General features: G+C 33.5%; 13 protein-coding genes and 1 tRNA gene. 3 read left to right on the top strand and 11 right to left on the bottom strand.

Annotated elements, in window-relative coordinates; all coding sequences use genetic code 11:
- Window positions 1-11: 11 nt before the first annotated feature.
- Window positions 12-2,645 carry a DNA polymerase I gene (gene polA / locus HNR32_RS06300; RefSeq protein ID WP_221300574.1) on the top strand — a complete coding sequence of 878 codons (2,634 nt, stop codon included), beginning with the start codon at window positions 12-14 and terminating at the stop codon, window positions 2,643-2,645.
- Between the two features lie 50 nt (window positions 2,646-2,695).
- Here polA and metA read toward each other — a convergent pair whose 3' ends face one another.
- From metA to HNR32_RS06280, 4 genes are all read right to left on the bottom strand, one after another.
- Window positions 2,696-3,658 (bottom strand): homoserine O-acetyltransferase MetA, encoded by a 963-nt coding sequence (gene metA, locus HNR32_RS06295; RefSeq protein ID WP_183860809.1) that lies wholly within the window; start codon window positions 3,656-3,658, stop codon window positions 2,696-2,698.
- Between the two features lie 281 nt (window positions 3,659-3,939).
- The gene (locus tag HNR32_RS06290; protein WP_311636526.1) at window positions 3,940-4,791 is read right to left on the bottom strand and encodes a radical SAM protein; all 852 of its coding nucleotides are present in this window, start codon (window positions 4,789-4,791) and stop codon (window positions 3,940-3,942) included.
- A 420-nt stretch (window positions 4,792-5,211) separates the two neighbouring features.
- A complete protein-coding gene (locus tag HNR32_RS06285) occupies window positions 5,212-6,396 on the bottom strand; it encodes an iron-containing alcohol dehydrogenase (protein WP_183860807.1) in 1,185 nt (394 codons plus the stop codon).
- Window positions 6,397-6,474: 78 nt separating this feature from the next.
- A complete protein-coding gene (locus HNR32_RS06280; RefSeq protein WP_183860805.1) occupies window positions 6,475-7,131 on the bottom strand; it encodes an HAD family hydrolase in 657 nt (218 codons plus the stop codon).
- A gap of 212 nt (window positions 7,132-7,343) precedes the next feature.
- Between HNR32_RS06280 and HNR32_RS06275 the strand changes: the two genes are divergently transcribed.
- Both HNR32_RS06275 and HNR32_RS06270 read left to right on the top strand, forming a co-directional pair.
- Complete coding sequence (locus HNR32_RS06275) at window positions 7,344-7,772, top strand: OmpH/Skp family outer membrane protein (protein WP_183860803.1); 429 nt, start codon at window positions 7,344-7,346, stop codon at window positions 7,770-7,772.
- Window positions 7,773-7,823: 51 nt separating this feature from the next.
- Window positions 7,824-7,899 (top strand) — tRNA-Thr (locus HNR32_RS06270).
- Between the two features lie 119 nt (window positions 7,900-8,018).
- On the opposite strand, the gene HNR32_RS06265 is transcribed toward HNR32_RS06270, so the two are convergent.
- From HNR32_RS06265 to HNR32_RS06235, 7 genes are all read right to left on the bottom strand, one after another.
- The gene (locus HNR32_RS06265; protein ID WP_183860801.1) at window positions 8,019-9,188 is read right to left on the bottom strand and encodes a site-specific integrase; all 1,170 of its coding nucleotides are present in this window, start codon (window positions 9,186-9,188) and stop codon (window positions 8,019-8,021) included.
- Between the two features lie 60 nt (window positions 9,189-9,248).
- Entirely contained in the window at window positions 9,249-9,461 is a 213-nt protein-coding gene (locus HNR32_RS06260) for a MerR family transcriptional regulator (RefSeq protein WP_183860799.1), read from the bottom strand.
- Between the two features lie 9 nt (window positions 9,462-9,470).
- Window positions 9,471-10,079, bottom strand: coding sequence for a hypothetical protein (locus tag HNR32_RS06255; RefSeq protein ID WP_183860797.1), 609 nt, complete (start codon window positions 10,077-10,079; stop codon window positions 9,471-9,473).
- Between the two features lie 9 nt (window positions 10,080-10,088).
- Entirely contained in the window at window positions 10,089-11,972 is a 1,884-nt protein-coding gene (locus HNR32_RS06250) for a hypothetical protein (RefSeq protein WP_183860795.1), read from the bottom strand.
- Between the two features lie 182 nt (window positions 11,973-12,154).
- Window positions 12,155-13,741, bottom strand: coding sequence for a hypothetical protein (locus HNR32_RS06245; RefSeq protein WP_183860793.1), 1,587 nt, complete (start codon window positions 13,739-13,741; stop codon window positions 12,155-12,157).
- Between the two features lie 214 nt (window positions 13,742-13,955).
- Entirely contained in the window at window positions 13,956-14,573 is a 618-nt protein-coding gene (locus HNR32_RS06240) for an ERF family protein (protein WP_260162461.1), read from the bottom strand.
- Between the two features lie 266 nt (window positions 14,574-14,839).
- Window positions 14,840-15,733 carry a hypothetical protein gene (locus HNR32_RS06235; RefSeq protein WP_183860791.1) on the bottom strand — a complete coding sequence of 298 codons (894 nt, stop codon included), beginning with the start codon at window positions 15,731-15,733 and terminating at the stop codon, window positions 14,840-14,842.
- Between the last annotated feature and the right edge of the window lie 277 nt (window positions 15,734-16,010).

Below are 16,010 nucleotides of genomic sequence, written 5' to 3'. Positions count from 1 at the left end.
AGGAGCAATAAATGGAACAAATAAAAAACAGATTTGTCATAATTGATGGCAGCTCACTTATGTATCGGGCTTTTTTCGCTCTGCCGCTTCTGACTACAGAATCCGGCAAATATACAAATGCTATTTTTGGCTTTGCCAAAATGGCCGTAAAAATATTGGAAGAACTAAAACCTGAATATGCTGCTGTCGCTTTTGATAAAAGCCGGCACACCTTTCGCAGTGAAATTTATAAAGAATATAAAGGCACACGCGAAAAGACACCTGATGAATTATCCAGCCAAATCCCCATGCTGCATGAATTCACCAAGGCATTAGGCATAAAATTAATTGAAATAGATAATTATGAAGCCGATGATATTATAGGCACGCTTGCCAATAAAGCTGCCCGAGAAGGCTTTGAAACTATGGTAATTACTGGTGACCGCGATATTTTACAGCTAATCCAGCCTAATCTGCAGATTGTCATGACTAAAAAAGGGATTACTGAAACAGAAATAATGGATGAAACTGCCTTTAAAGAAAAATATGCTGGTCTTTCCCCTAAACGTCTCATTGATATGAAAGCACTTATGGGTGATAAGTCCGATAATATTCCTGGTGTTTTTGGCATTGGTGAAAAAACAGCACTTAAATTGCTTACCCAATACCAGACTCTTGATGGCATCTATGAACACATTAATGAAATAACTGCCAAAAAACTAAAAGAAAAACTTGTAACTGACAAAGACAACGCTTATCTTTCCTATAAATTAGCAACGATTGTCTGCGATATGCCGCTTGATTTTATACCTACTGAATACAGTATTACCCCAGACAGCCACGCACTAAAAAAGATCTGTGAAGAATATGCGCTTAAAAGTGTTTGGACTTCATTAAATAAAATTTCCGGTATTGGTGAAGACACCGCTGTTGTCATGGATGAAGACGCTGATAAATATCTTGTTGCGAATAAAAATATGCAGCAAAAAGTTATTTCCCAGATACAAACCAATGGCTATATTGCCTATCTGCCCGTTTGTACCGGCAAAGTACCTCATATCACCTGCCATGGCTTAATGATTGCCAGCAGTGAAAACAATCAGGCTGTTAATATTTTCATCTCTGAGGCAGACTTAACATCTATTGCTGGCATATTAGCTGATAAAAATATTACAAAGATAACTTATGATTTAAAATCCAGCCTGCACAGCGGACTTACTATTGCTGGAAAAACAATTGATACTATGCTGGCAGCTTATATGCTTGATCCGTCCGCTAACGAATACAATTTAGAAAATCTCAGTGATAAATATCTTGAGCGAGAAATTGCTTCTTACGACCAAAAAGAAGCAATACCATTTGGTAAAACTGCCTATCTGTTAAAAAGCGTCCCTCTAAAAGAACTAGCTGATATTTTACTGCCACTCTTACAAGAAAAAAATCTCACTAATCTTTATGATAATACCGAGCTGCCTTTAGAAAAAGTATTAGCCAACATGGAAAATATTGGCGTATATATCAACAGTGAAAAACTGCAAAATATGTCTGATGAAATCGGCAGTACCATTGAAACGCTGCTTACCGATATTTATAAACTTGCCGATATTGAATTTAACGTTAATTCACCTAAGCAGCTGGGCGAAGTACTATTTGACCATTTAAAACTGCCTGTGCAGAAAAAAACTAAAACAGGCTACTCAACTAATGCCGATGTACTGGATGCCCTTCGACCATATCACCCTATAATAGAAAAAATTCTTGAATACCGCATGTGGAGTAAATTAAAAAGCACCTATCTCGATGGCATGTATAATTTAATTGATGCTGATACCCAGCGAATTCATACCACCTTTAATCAGACTGTTACCGCCACTGGCCGTCTTAGCAGTTCCGAACCTAATCTGCAAAATATTCCAGTCCGCACTGATGCTGGCAAAAAAATCCGCAGCCTGTTTGAACCGGCTGCTGGTTATGACATTTTTTTATCTGCTGACTATTCCCAAATTGAGCTTCGTATTTTAGCCCATATGTCTGATGATAAAAATTTTGTCGAAGCATTTAAACTAGATCAAGATATACATGCCCGTACAGCTTCAGAAATTTTTGATGTTCCATTGTCTGATGTTACCGCTGATTTGCGCCGTCATGCCAAAGCCATAAACTTTGGTCTTGTCTATGGCAAAAGTGACTATGGACTGGCCCAGGAACTTAACATTCCCCGTAAAGAAGCCGCGACTTATATAAAAAATTACTTCACCAAATATGAAGGCGTAAAGAAATGTCTCGATAAAATAGTTACTGATGCCCACGAAGATGGCTATACTACAACATTATTTGGTCGCCGCCGTTATCTGCCCGGTATCAAAAGCAAAAACTTCAATATCCGCAACCAAAATGAACGTATGGCTATGAATACGCCTATACAGGGTACTGCTGCCGATATTATTAAGATGGCCATGATTGCAACATGGCAGGAAATAAAAAAACAAAATTTAAAAAGCCGTATTTTGTTACAGGTACATGATGAACTTGTAATCGAGGCTGTAAATGAAGAAATAGACATCTTAAAATCTATCTTAATCAATACCATGCAAAATATTGTAAAACTCAGTGTGCCATTAACTATTGATATTAATACCGGCAAAAATTGGGCCGAAGCAAAATAACATAGGAAAAAATGAGGCTGTTACACCTAAAAGTGTAACAGCCTCATTTTTTATTTCACTTCGCGAATACCATTATGCCAGCATTCCGGAATATTTTTTAGTTTCGATAAATCATATGGTGTTTCCTGATATACATAGTAATTCAGCCAGTTAGCAAACAATAAGTTGGCTACACTACGCCATTTTACTATTGGTTCTTTAGTTGGGTCATCATCAGGATAATAGTTGCATGGAATCTGTATATTGTGACCCGCCTTCACATCACGGTCATATTCCCATTTTAAAGTTAATGGATCATATTCAGCATGACCTGTTATAAAAAACTGTCTTTTCTTTAGATTAGCCACTGCATAAACACCACAGCGTGTATCTGATTCAGCCATAATTGTCAGCTCTGGAATTTTTTCAATATCACTGCGGCGTATCTCCGTATGACGGGAATGTGGCACATAAAATTCATCATCAAAACCACGAAACAACTTTTCATGTTCCACTAACAATTTATGCTTATAAACACCAAACACTTTAGGCGCAATTGAATATTTAGGTATACCATAATGATAATAAAGCCCCGCCTGAGCTCCCCAGCAAATATGAAATGACGAAAAAGCATGTGTCTTACTCCATTCCATAATCTGACAAACCTCTTCCCAGTAAGCCACATCTTCATATTCCATCTGTTCGACTGGCGCTCCAGTCATGATAAAACCATCATAGATATTATCTTTAACATCTTCAAAAGTACCGTAAAACTCTGTCAGATATTCCATTGGTGTATGCTCTGGTGTATAAGATTGTGTATAAATAAAATCAACTTCTACCTGCAACGGGCTATTCCCCAATAGGCGCAGCAATTGCGTTTCGGTAACAGTTTTAAGCGGCATCAAATTAAGTATAAGAATTCGCAGCGGTCTGATATCCTGTTTATAGGCCCGCTCTGTATCCATCACAAAAATATTTTCACTATCTAAAATCTGACTGGCCGGTAGATTATTTGGTATCTTTATCGGCATTACTTCACTTCCTTAAAGCTAAATAATATCATTGATGAATAATTTTCCGCATCAATAATTAATACTAAATATATTAACAAAATCGAATCAAATATTAATACACTTTAGTCTATAAATAAAATTGTGCTAATTTTATCATGCTGTATTTTTTACGTCAAGCTTCATAATAATTATTATAATTTACAATAAAACACTTTCATACTTATAAATAGATGTCTAAGTTGTAACAACTTTACAATATTTTAAATAATAATAACACTTCCTATAATGTATCTTGCTGTTTATAATACATTAGCACCATTAAAATCAGGTATGAACTCAATACTTGCTGAACTTTTCTCCTGCACAAAGCAATTTTTTATCCCCATAGCCAAAGCTGCATCAATCACCTTTTGATATTCAAAGGTTGTAAGCTTTCTATTAAGCTTAGGAATATTTATGGCATTATGCGCTGGAATGTATTGGTTCATCAGGCTTATGTAAATATCATCAGCAAAATTATCCCGCAGCCACTGCATTATTTTTATACTGTCTTTATACAGCCACGGTAAAATAAGGTGGCGCACTAAGACTCCCTTTTTTAACATATTATTGTCCATTACTACAGGTCCTGTAATTTCAAACATTTTTTTTATAGCTTTGCTGGCTGCAGTAAAATAACCAAGTGCATGCGAATATTTTACTGCGTATTCATCATCATAATATTTTAAATCCGGTAAAAAAACATCAACATAGCCTTCCAGACTTGCAATTTCCTCCACAGATTGATATCCATTGCAATTATAAACTACAGGAATAGATAAATTATTTTTCTTGGCCTTTGCTAAAGCCCTAACAATGATATCTGCATAATGTGTTGGTGAAACAAGCTCTAAACATTCAACACCACGACTTTGCTGCTGTAAAAAAATTTCAGCTAATCTGTCTTCTGACACATCTATACCATAGCCTTCGGCACTTATAGCATGATTTTGGCAAAATTCACAGCTCAGATTACAATGAGAAAAGAATACCGTTCCCGCACCATTTTCCCCTGAGATACAGGGCTCTTCCCATTTATGTATGCTGACCAATGCTACCTTGGCAGTATTTCCCGCCTGACAATATCCTTTTTGTCCAATTTTTCTATCCACCTTACAATTACGTGGACACAGACAACATTCTGAACTACTAATAATAACCGCTCCCTCAATTGCATTCTATAACGGAAAAAGTATAACCCCTAAAATTAAGGTTATACTTTCTCAAATATATAACTTATCGTATTGTGCTAGCTGAATTTTAGATGTCTAAAATGCTCCCCTGCATACTATAGTTCTTTGCGCTTTAGCGCTTAGAAATATAGTACACAGTGTGTGCAGAGCTGGCAGCTTTAGCTGTCTGAGGGGTTTATATATTTTTTTATTAACAACCCTTCCGTCACTGCTTTGCAGTGCCACCTTCCCTACAGGGACGGCTTTTAAAACAAAAAATAGGCCATCGTTTATTTTTTCTTAACGCATGATAACCCCTTTACCACATAAATAACTTACTATAATCTTACAAATTTCTTATCAATGATTAGCCATCTTATACATAGCAATAGCATCAGCCTTACTTATCGGCTGAAAAAATCCCACTTTTTTGCTGCCATTATCTGTACACATATCTGCCAAATACTCAATAGCTTTATCCGACTGTATACCAATAGACAACTCGCTAAAAGATGTTGGCATACCTATCGATTTAAAATATTCTTCCAACTTGGTAATGCCCTGCAGTGCTCTTTCTTCATTTGTGCCGTCTTTTATATTCCATAACACATCAGCCAAATGAGCAAACCGGCCTGCATCAGTCTTATAACTATACCGTGCCCACGATGGCCACATAGTCGTAAGTGATGCGCCATGTGCCACATCATACTTACCGCTTATTTCATGCCCCAGCTTATGCACACTGAAGTCTCGCTGCCGTCCCAGCCCGGTAAGTCCACAGTGTGACAAGCTGCCGCAGTACATAATTTCACTGCGTGCAGTATAATCATTTTCTTCTGCTAAAGCTTTTTTACTGAAGTTTATAACATTTTTAAGCAATCCTTCCGCTATAAAATCTGTCATATAATTATCTTTTTCCTCAGCAAAATATCTTTCTAATGTATGCATCAAAATATCAGCAATACCGCAAGCTACCTGATATTTTGGTGCACTATATGTAAGCTCTGGATTCATGAAAGCAAATTTAGGTCGGTTTAACACTGTATTTAATCCACGCTTTAATTCGGTTTTATCCTCGGTAAGCACAGCCGAATCACTAGTTTCACTGCCAGCTGCAGCCAAAGTTAAAATTGATGCCACCGGTAACGTTTTTTTCAGTGCCATTTTTTTCTGCCAAATATCATCCCAAATATCATATTCAGGATTAGCTATACCATGAGCAGCTGCTTTAGCTGTATCAATAACACTGCCACCACCAACAGCCAAAACGAAATCCACCTTTTCGGCACAACCTTTTTCTATTGCCGTACGAACAAATGAAACTAACGGATTAGGCTTTACGCCCCCCAGCACTATATAGGATAGATTATTTGCTGTAAATGAATCACATACCTGATCTAATAAACCATTTCTTTTTACGCTGCCACCGCCATAAAGTATTAATACCTTAGTAGCACCAGCCTCTTTTAACTTAGCTGCTGCCTGCAGCTGTACGCCCTTGCCAAAAATCATTTCTGTAGGAGAACAATATTCAAAACTATTCATGCTATACCTCCTAAATAATATATAATTATTCTAACCAGCAAATCTATTTATTTCTGAGCTATACAAACAAAATATTCATCACAATTGTTTTATTTGTTCAGCTGATAACTCCAATAATGAGTCTACCATCATATCGGCTGCTGATAAATCAGCCATACAATTTTCATAAAATGGATTATTAAAAGCAATACAGTAATTGCCAGCACGTTTTGCTGCAACAACACCTGCATGTGCATCTTCAATTACTGCACAGTCTTCTGGCTTAAAACCCAATTTTTCTGCTGCCTGCAAATAAATAGCCGGATTTGGCTTACTTTCAGGCAGTTCTGCCCCGCTTAAAACAACACTAAAGCACTCATATACGCCAAATTTTTTAAGAAATGTCTCAATATTTGTTCTTACCGATGATGACGCCAACGCTAAAGGAATTTTATGCGCATAAAGTTCTTTTATAAGCTCTATCGCTCCTGCTACAGGTTTTATCTCTTTACCGCTTTGTATATATTCTGTTGTTAATGTATGTTTGCGCGCCACAATTTCTTCAATGGCAATATTCTTTTTCGATTTTTTGACAAAATCAGTAAAAAAAGCCTTAGAAGATCGTCCAGCATATGGTACACAATCTTTTGCCTGTGCTTCAATACCATATTCCTGCAAAGTCTGCATCTTAATTTTTATATGGAAGGCCTCACTGTCAACAATGACTCCATCCATGTCGAAAATTACTGCTTTCATCATATCATCCTTTTAACAAATTATACCATTATTATAACATTTTTCCTTTTTAATGTCATCGAATCCCTCTATTCACCCCTACATTAAAATAAATAACAATATATTTTTAACGATAAAAACAAAAAGCTCTTGATAATTATTATTTAATAACGTAAACTTAATGTAGTTTGAATAAATACAAACTATACTTTAAAATTGGAGGGTTATTTATTATGAAAAAAGTTTTCAGCGTCGTATTTGCGGCTGTTTTTGCTCTTTGCATTTATAGTCTTTACTCCCCTGCACAGGCTTCCGCTGCCAGCATTGGAGATGTTAATATCAGAGAAGTACTTGCAAGCTATCCTGATATGCGTACGACCAACGCCGCAATTGATCTAGAACGCCAAAAAGCACAACAAGACTTCAATGAAAAAGCTAAATCACTTGATGATAAAGCTAAACGAGAACTTTTTAATAAAATGAACCAGCAAATGGCACAGCGCCAGGATGAACTTATCAAACCGATAAGAGAAAAACTTCAAAAAGCAATTGAAGCAGTTGCTAAAGAAAAAGGTCTTGAAGTTATCCTTGATTCTTCCGTTGTTGTTTACGGCGGTGAAGATGTCACTAAAGCTGTAATGGCTAAATTGCAAGCTATGTAATAATATCTTGACAATACCTGCTGTTTCAAGTACAATAGATACGTTATTTGTGCTGGCATAGCTCAGTTGGCAGAGCAGGTCATTCGTAATGATCAGGTCGTAGGTTCAATTCCTATTGCCAGCTCCATATGTATATCAAGGCTTCCGAGGTTATCGGAAGCCTTTTTGTTTTGCTTAAAAATGGGGTTTTGTCCCTTATTTGTCCCTTATCGTAAAAACTATACTTATTTAAGCTATATTTTCACTCTATTTATTCATTACTTTTCTAAAATATTGATCCATTTTATTAGCTGCTTTTTCATCCACTGATTGTAAAGCTTCACTATAAATATTTGCGGTAGTACGAATATCAGCATGTCCTAGTCGATTACTAACATTTTTTAATGGTATTCCCAATGATATAAGTAACGTTGCTGATAAATGACGTAAGGCATGGAAAGGCATATGAGGCAATCCTTTGCGCTTTAAAAACTTACGAAACCATTGTGAAGGTGTTGTTGGGTACATTGCCTGTCCATCCCATTTAGTAAAAAGCCAATTTTCGTCATGCCACTTATTAGCTAACATAAACTTTTGTTCTTTCTGCCAAAGTGAATATTTTTTTAGTAATTCCATAATACTTGCAGATAAAACAAGATTCCTAACAGAACTTTCATTTTTAGGTGATTTAGTAAAAACCCCCTTTCCTCCTAATGCCTGATTACTTTTGGTAACATTTAAAATATTATTTTTCATATCAATATCAGACCATTTAAGAGCCATTAATTCTCCTAATCGAAGGCCACTATCAATAGCTAATAAAACAATCATACGATATTTTAGTTGCTCTTCATCTAAATACTGCAACATTTGCTTAATTTCTTCTTCAGATAACAATTTATATTTATGACGTTTTACTGTTGGGGCTTTTACTCTATTACAGGGATTATTATTAATGATTTGCCATTGCATTGCATCCTGTAGCATTGACGATAAAACCCTAAAACAGTACATTATAGACTCCCCTGATAATTCTCCTTTTTTACCGTCCAAACGTAGTCCAGGTTTCTTCAATTCTTCTAAAAATTGTATTATATGTTGCGGTCTCAATTTAATCATATCAATATGCCCTAATGCCGGAACGATCCTATTATTTAAATGATTTTTATAGGACCGCTGTGTTTTTGGTGCTAAATTTTTTAAACAGTAATCGTTATACCAAGTTTTTGCAAAATCTGTCAATTTATATTTCCCTGTATAAGCTACCGTACCTTTTTGCACTTCAGCTGCAAAAACATTATATTCCTGCATAGCTTTAGTCATACTGCTAACTTTTACTGTTTTAGTCTTTACTATTTGTTTACCTTTGTCATCATATCCTACCGCAACTGACAATAAATATGATCCATTAGAACGTTTTTTTATTTTTGATGGCATAATTTTTCCCTCCCAAAAATTATGTCCCCTTAGCATAAGGCTAAGAGGACATTAACTAAATTACTGAGCAATGGGCAAAATAACTTGTGGATCAGTTACATTTGTCTGTTCTTCTTGCTCTCCCATCCACTTCATAATGGATTCCCACCGATAAAATATTCTGCCTTCCGTACGAAAATGGGGAAGACCTAATTTTAACCGCCATAAACGCACGGTCCAATATGACACTCCCAAATTTTCAGCAAGTTCCTTTTCATTAAGCACAATTTTCATTTTTTATCCTCATTTCACTAAATTTTTACAACTATTGTTATCAAATCCCTGTACTCCATAATTCTTGTCATTCTGCACGGGGGGTAATAATTCCGGATTATTTCCCGATAAGGTTTGACGAAATACATCTTTAGATATAATCATTTTCGAAGCCATAACTTCATCATCTACCATCCTTATTTCCGCACTAATCTCAGGCCCACATACAAAAAGCATATTCGATAATTCATTTATGCTCCTAGTACAAAAATACTGATAATTACTTGTTACCATTACGTAACACGAGTTAACTGTCAACAATTTATTTGGTGATCCTGCGCCCATTGCACCATAAGGCATTTGTTCTAAACATGGCAAAGAATTAATTATCTTATCCCACTCTTTACTATAATTATCCTTAATTTGTTTACTAATATTTACGGCTTGCAAATAGCGCCAAGCTTCTTCCTGCGACTCCATAATTTCAACCTTTATATAATATGAATCCGATAATGATTTTATCGTTTCTACTACATGACAAAAATCATTATATATAAAGTATGCACCTTGTGAAGAATAGATTGTATATACTCGTGGCCCAATTAAATCCATCCTAGCTATATAGCTTAATTTATTCATTTTTTCCCCTTATTCATCATTTATTATTTTATCCATAAATATTTCCACCATAGTTGGCCGACTGTTATCTACACGATAAAGTGAAAATCTCTTCACTTTATCTGACGCTAATAGACCTTCGGCGTACAAAGTAGGCACTTTGGGCGGTAAATATGCTATCCCATTTTCTAAACATTTATTTTTTATATTCTTCGCTAATTTGGCATTAATAATATACATTATAGAAGATTCAATATATCCAATGTACTCCATATTATTACGAAAAACATCTTTATTCGGTGCTAATCTTAATTCACCGGCATCATACAATTCACGAACCATACGCTTGAAGACAAAAATCGGATCCGCTTTTTTATCAATCATTACCTTATTAATCAGATATAATTGAATAGCCTGTTCTACCTGCGTACACCAATTGCTTATATTTTGCTGGGAATATTTTGCATATTCTACAATGGAATAACTTATAAACTCTAGGCATACCGCAATATCAACTGTTCTTGCAATATCTGTTTTCAGCAAATCTGCCCATTTTTTTCGCATACTATACTGTGTATCAAAAAAATATCTCACTAATTTTTCGAAGTTAGCTTCAATGAAGTAAATGTAGCCAGAGTAATACTGGCGCGCTATATCCTTATTTTGCTGCAAAATCGTCAGGGTATCCCTATTAACTGCATTATCATTCAGGGTAATTTCTAATACTCGTAAAACCGAACTCTGAGCTGCCAAATGAAGATATTCACCAGTCATCCATACTGCACCTGAGATTTTAGTTTTTTCTAATTTTTGCCGATCAGCTCCACGTTTACCTCTTGTTTGACTATCGCCATAAGCGCGAACAATCGTTTCTATATTGGCTTTTATTTCGCGCTCCCCTTGCAACGTAGGAGATGGGTGGGCATCATCCACTAAAAGCAAACTATCCTGCATTTCAGCAATCACACCCTCTAGATATGATTTAGTGTCCTCGAGCCTAGCCATCGGCGGTTTTTCGTACATAATTTCGCCGCTTAATTCCGATAATAAACTAGTTTTTCCTGTGTTAGTTTTTCCCTTAAGAAATAAGATATAATGTACTGGAAATCTTGCTTCTTCTAGTATCCGACTCAAATAACCTATATGCGAATGCAAAAATATTAGGTAATTTTCCTCTTCCTGACCTGGTTTTAATAAATTTTTTGACAAGGTAAAAAATCTTCCAAAGGCTTCATTAATATTCCTTACCTCTTCTAATTTTCGTCCAGCATGCACATTGGGCATACCACCATGCATATAACGCCATGTACCACTTAGTTTTGTCCAACCACTCGCTTTATACAAATGCTTTTCCGGCAAATATTGTATTTTTTCACTAAGCAACCTCGACATGTGATCACGCATTATTGCATAGCTATTTTTAACAGCAGAGTTAAATACAATTTCCGGGCACTCGCTTTGTATTATTGCAAATGCTTTTTGACTATATTCTTTTTCCCGTATATCAACTTTTTTTATTACGCCTCGGTTATTAGATACCTGTACCACATAACTTCTAACAGTACTGCCATCAAGCTCGTGTACAACCTGATTTTCGCAAATTTCGATATGCCCTTCGAACAATAGCTTCGGTGTAATATTCTCTTGTAAGGAACCTATATTTACCTGTTGTTTATTGGGAATACCTAGAGGGGCCCCCGTCACATCAATAATGGTAGTTTTGTCAGTAATTTTTTCATTACTCTTCTTGTTGTTTAATACCGTACCCAAGAAATCACCTATCGAACTTTCACTTTCCAAGGTAAAATCGCCTAATGCGTAATTACACAGTAGCTTGCAATCTGCTAATTTTGGGGACTCCAGCTTATTGGGTAGACTTTTTTTTAGACCATGCGGAAATATGTTTTCTAGCATTTCTGTAACCTCCTTTTTATCTGCCTTACAAGCTTTATGATAACGGTTTATTCAAACCTAAATAATAGCCAAAATAAAATTATATTTTGCACCTTTGTGAAAATAATAACTTATTTAAGTATAACTACTGATTATTTCATAAAAATATAGCAGCCATATTTTATTATATGGCTGCTATATTTTTATAAATAACTTGCCTCAATTCTATCCTTATAGTATTCAACAAATGTATTATCCAACGTTACTATTGGTTCTATAAAGAAATGTAATACAGATGCAGCATTAAAATATGTATAGATATCTTTATATATTATTTCCTTTATTTCATTTTCATAACTAAGCCCACGATAATAAGATTCTGCTAACTTTCCCATTCCAGGTGAAGTTGATTCTATAGCAAAAACATTTAATATATTAAGAAGATAAAAATCTTTTTCAGATATATTATAATTGCAGTTATTATTAGAATTACTATATATTTTCTTTAATTGTCCCAAGACATAAAAAACATCAAAATCAGGAATTTCTTTTTTTACAAATAAAAATATTCTTAAATAAAGTAATAAGTATTTTACTTTAAAGCTCTCCTTATTTCCCCCATATATATAACGTATCCACTGTATAGTACGAAAAACAGGCGTTCTTAAGTCTCTAGATTTATATTGTGAAAAATAATCTTCAAAAAATGATCTATAATAATGAAAAATATATTTAATAACACGTTCACTATCATCCTTTATATGAATTTTTTCATCATCGGAGATACTAACAATCTTGCTATATATCTCTCTTTCTACATCTTTATATTTATTTATAACTTCCAGAAAAATATTAAACGCTTCCTTATGACATTTATTAACATGCCGATAGACAATTAATTTCGTTGATATATACGTTTTTTCTGCTTCTGTTATTTTTAAAGGAATATATGTCATTTTAGAATTGGTATTGAACCTTTTATTTATCATATTATATTTTTTATACATTATTGAATCAATTTCTTTAAGCATGTTCATAATTTGAGTAATATCTATAAATAATGTGTTATTATCAATTCGTTTTGTATATAAAGCAAAATCATAAAAATTTTTATAGCAATTAAGCATTATATCTACCATATTATTTAATGACATTTCATATACTACTAAGCTCGGATCAATTTCTTTATATAACAATGGTATTAATTTATTAATAAGAATAGAATAGCCTTCTTTACTTAAATCTGAACCATCCTTAGTAAATAAAGAAATACCATCTTGTTTTTTCTTATAAAAGAATTTAATCAGCTTACAATAAATGATTAGTTTTTCAACTACTTCTTGCTTTATTGCATTATCTGAATAAAGCTTATTAATAAGATTAAATGGCAAAATTTCATCCGGTTTTATAGAATCATTTTCAGTTGTATATGTTAATTTTTGTATATTGTACAAATTATATATTTTATTGGCAAAACCATTTTTAAATATTGCTTGATAATCTAAAGTTTCAGAAATAGGTTGATTTTCTTCCAATCTATGAAAACCAATTATTTCTTTTACCAAATCAGATTTTTTATATTGTCCATATTTAAAATCACTTCCAAAATCATATCTATTATATGCACACTTTTCTTTATCATTATAAAATTTTTTATTTACTATAACACGTTGACACATAAACTTATGATTTTCCCAAAAACTTTGAACTGTTCTTATTAATTTACTAGAAATTCTATTTTTTATAATAAAATCAAGTAATTTATCAATATCTTCACTAGATAATTTCATATAATATATTCTCCTATTCTTTTTAACGTCCAAAAATTAAATATTAATTTATTAGTCGTTCATTAATATTTAAAATTTATACAGGTAAGCTTCATAATATGATATTACTATAATTTTACCAAAAAAGTTATTATTTAACATGCTATCTATATTTTATTTTTGGACGTTTTTTTCAGCACATCTTTTAATACAAAGAAAATACTGTTTTATATGATTATGCACTCACTTTAATATTTTTCTGACATTCTATGCAAAGACATCGACCATATTTTTCTAGAGAATACGTTTTCACCTTATCAGATAATACTATTCCACATTCAACACAAGCTGCTTTTACCGTTTTATTACCTATAGGGTTTTTCTTTGGTGTATTTTTAACTTGTACAATATTAGTTTGATCGGTTTTACCATCAGCTTCAGGATCATCCCCAGTTGCAATAGCAAATGACAACATGTACGCATATTTTATTGCTGCTGTTTGAGCTTTCATGACAGCTTTGTCACCTGCGTCTTGTCCTGAACCTAAGCCTGTTATCGTAATAGTGTCTTCAGAATCTTTATCTATAAAAGTAATATTTATTTTTACCGTAGCTAGTCGTTCAATATTACCTTTAGCTGTAGTAATCTCATCAACACTTATTATTTCTGGTATAGCAATTGTACAAACCCCATGTTTAACCATCGCTGTATTTACCTTTTCTAATACATCAGCACTGGTTGCATATTTATATTTATGAAAATTATTAACTCCATTTTTAGTAACATAGGCGCATTCTTCCATAACCTCAATAAGTTTTTTAGCTAATTTTTGCATAATAGGTTGTCCTTTCATTTTAAAATGTCAGGATGTCATGTCTGTCACACTGTTTAGTACTATAGGTTTAACTTTATAATAGGTATACATACCTATTATTCTAAGCTGACAGACATGCCATCCTGACATAATCAATATATTATGTTATTGCTATGATATAAATACAGCCATATAGCTTTTTACTATATGGCTATTAATCTTTCTTTTCATCTTTTATTGCTGCTATTATTACTTCTGCAATAATAATTACTATCGACCACCATTTATTATCCATTTTATATCTCCTACATAGCCAATTTTTCTTGCTGTTGTTTTAATACTTGTGCATATGGACATTTATCTGCTACATTGCAAAACCCCAAACATTTTCTGTCATACCAACGTTCTTTGGCTGTGCATACTGGTGGAATATCATTATTATTCAAGGCTTCTTTTAAATTTTGTGCTTTATAAGAAAAATATCGTTGTAACCACCTATCACTGATTCTATTTATTTTTATAATATAAAGCGGCCTGTCTATATTTCGCTCCATTGCTACCCTGGTACTAAAATCTCGACAAAATGCCTGTATGACCATGTCATTTACGTCATAACCATTATCTTCTAACAGCATTCTATAATAATTTAGTTGTAATGCCCAATCCATGACATGCCTGACACCGTCAAAGCTAGTTTCTTTCTTATATTTAGGCATTCCTTTTTTAACCCCACTTTTATATACTTCACCAGTTGGAACATCTTTTTTATATATCCCTAATGCTTTCATTAATTTATAGCTGGAAGTAACTTTTAAATCTCCTAATGTCAATTTTTTATCATTCAATACATAGCCAAACATATCAAATTGTCCAGTGGTTATTTCATCTTCCATCCGTACTTCTCCTAGAATATTATCTCCCTGTTTTTTATAATTCATATAATGGACAGCTTGTCCATGTAGTGCAAATAAGCTATCAAATGGATCAATAGCATAATCTGTCGTCCGTTTTAAATATGTTTCCCTTGTTCCCGCAATAAGTTCTGTCACACTAGGCTTTGATAACTTTCTATCCGAAGATATCGCTATTGACCGAAGTGTAGGCAAAAACATACAACGTTCTTTATGTGGACAATTATTAAGGCATGACACTATTGGTACTTTTCTATTGTCAGGACAAACAAAATATACTGCTGGCATAATTTTATTCCTTTCTTTTTACATAAATATTTTATTCAAACTATTATTTTTATAATTATTCCCTTATAATTCTTATTGAGTTAATAAAAATATTTCTCTTATCACTTATGTCATGACTGTCAGTCAATTTTATAGTATATAAAATCAATTAAAAAACTATAATTATACTTTATTTTTGCGTGACAGACATGACAATCTGACATGCATTAATTTATTAATAATATCCCTATATATATTATTAATAGCAATTTACTGGTTATAAATAAAAATAAATCGC

Source organism: Pectinatus brassicae, from assembly GCF_014201835.1.
Classification (GTDB): Bacteria; Bacillota; Negativicutes; order Selenomonadales; family Selenomonadaceae; genus Pectinatus; species Pectinatus brassicae.
The sequence above is the reverse complement of the archived record's forward strand: the minus strand, read 5'-3'. Positions and strand labels throughout refer to the sequence as shown.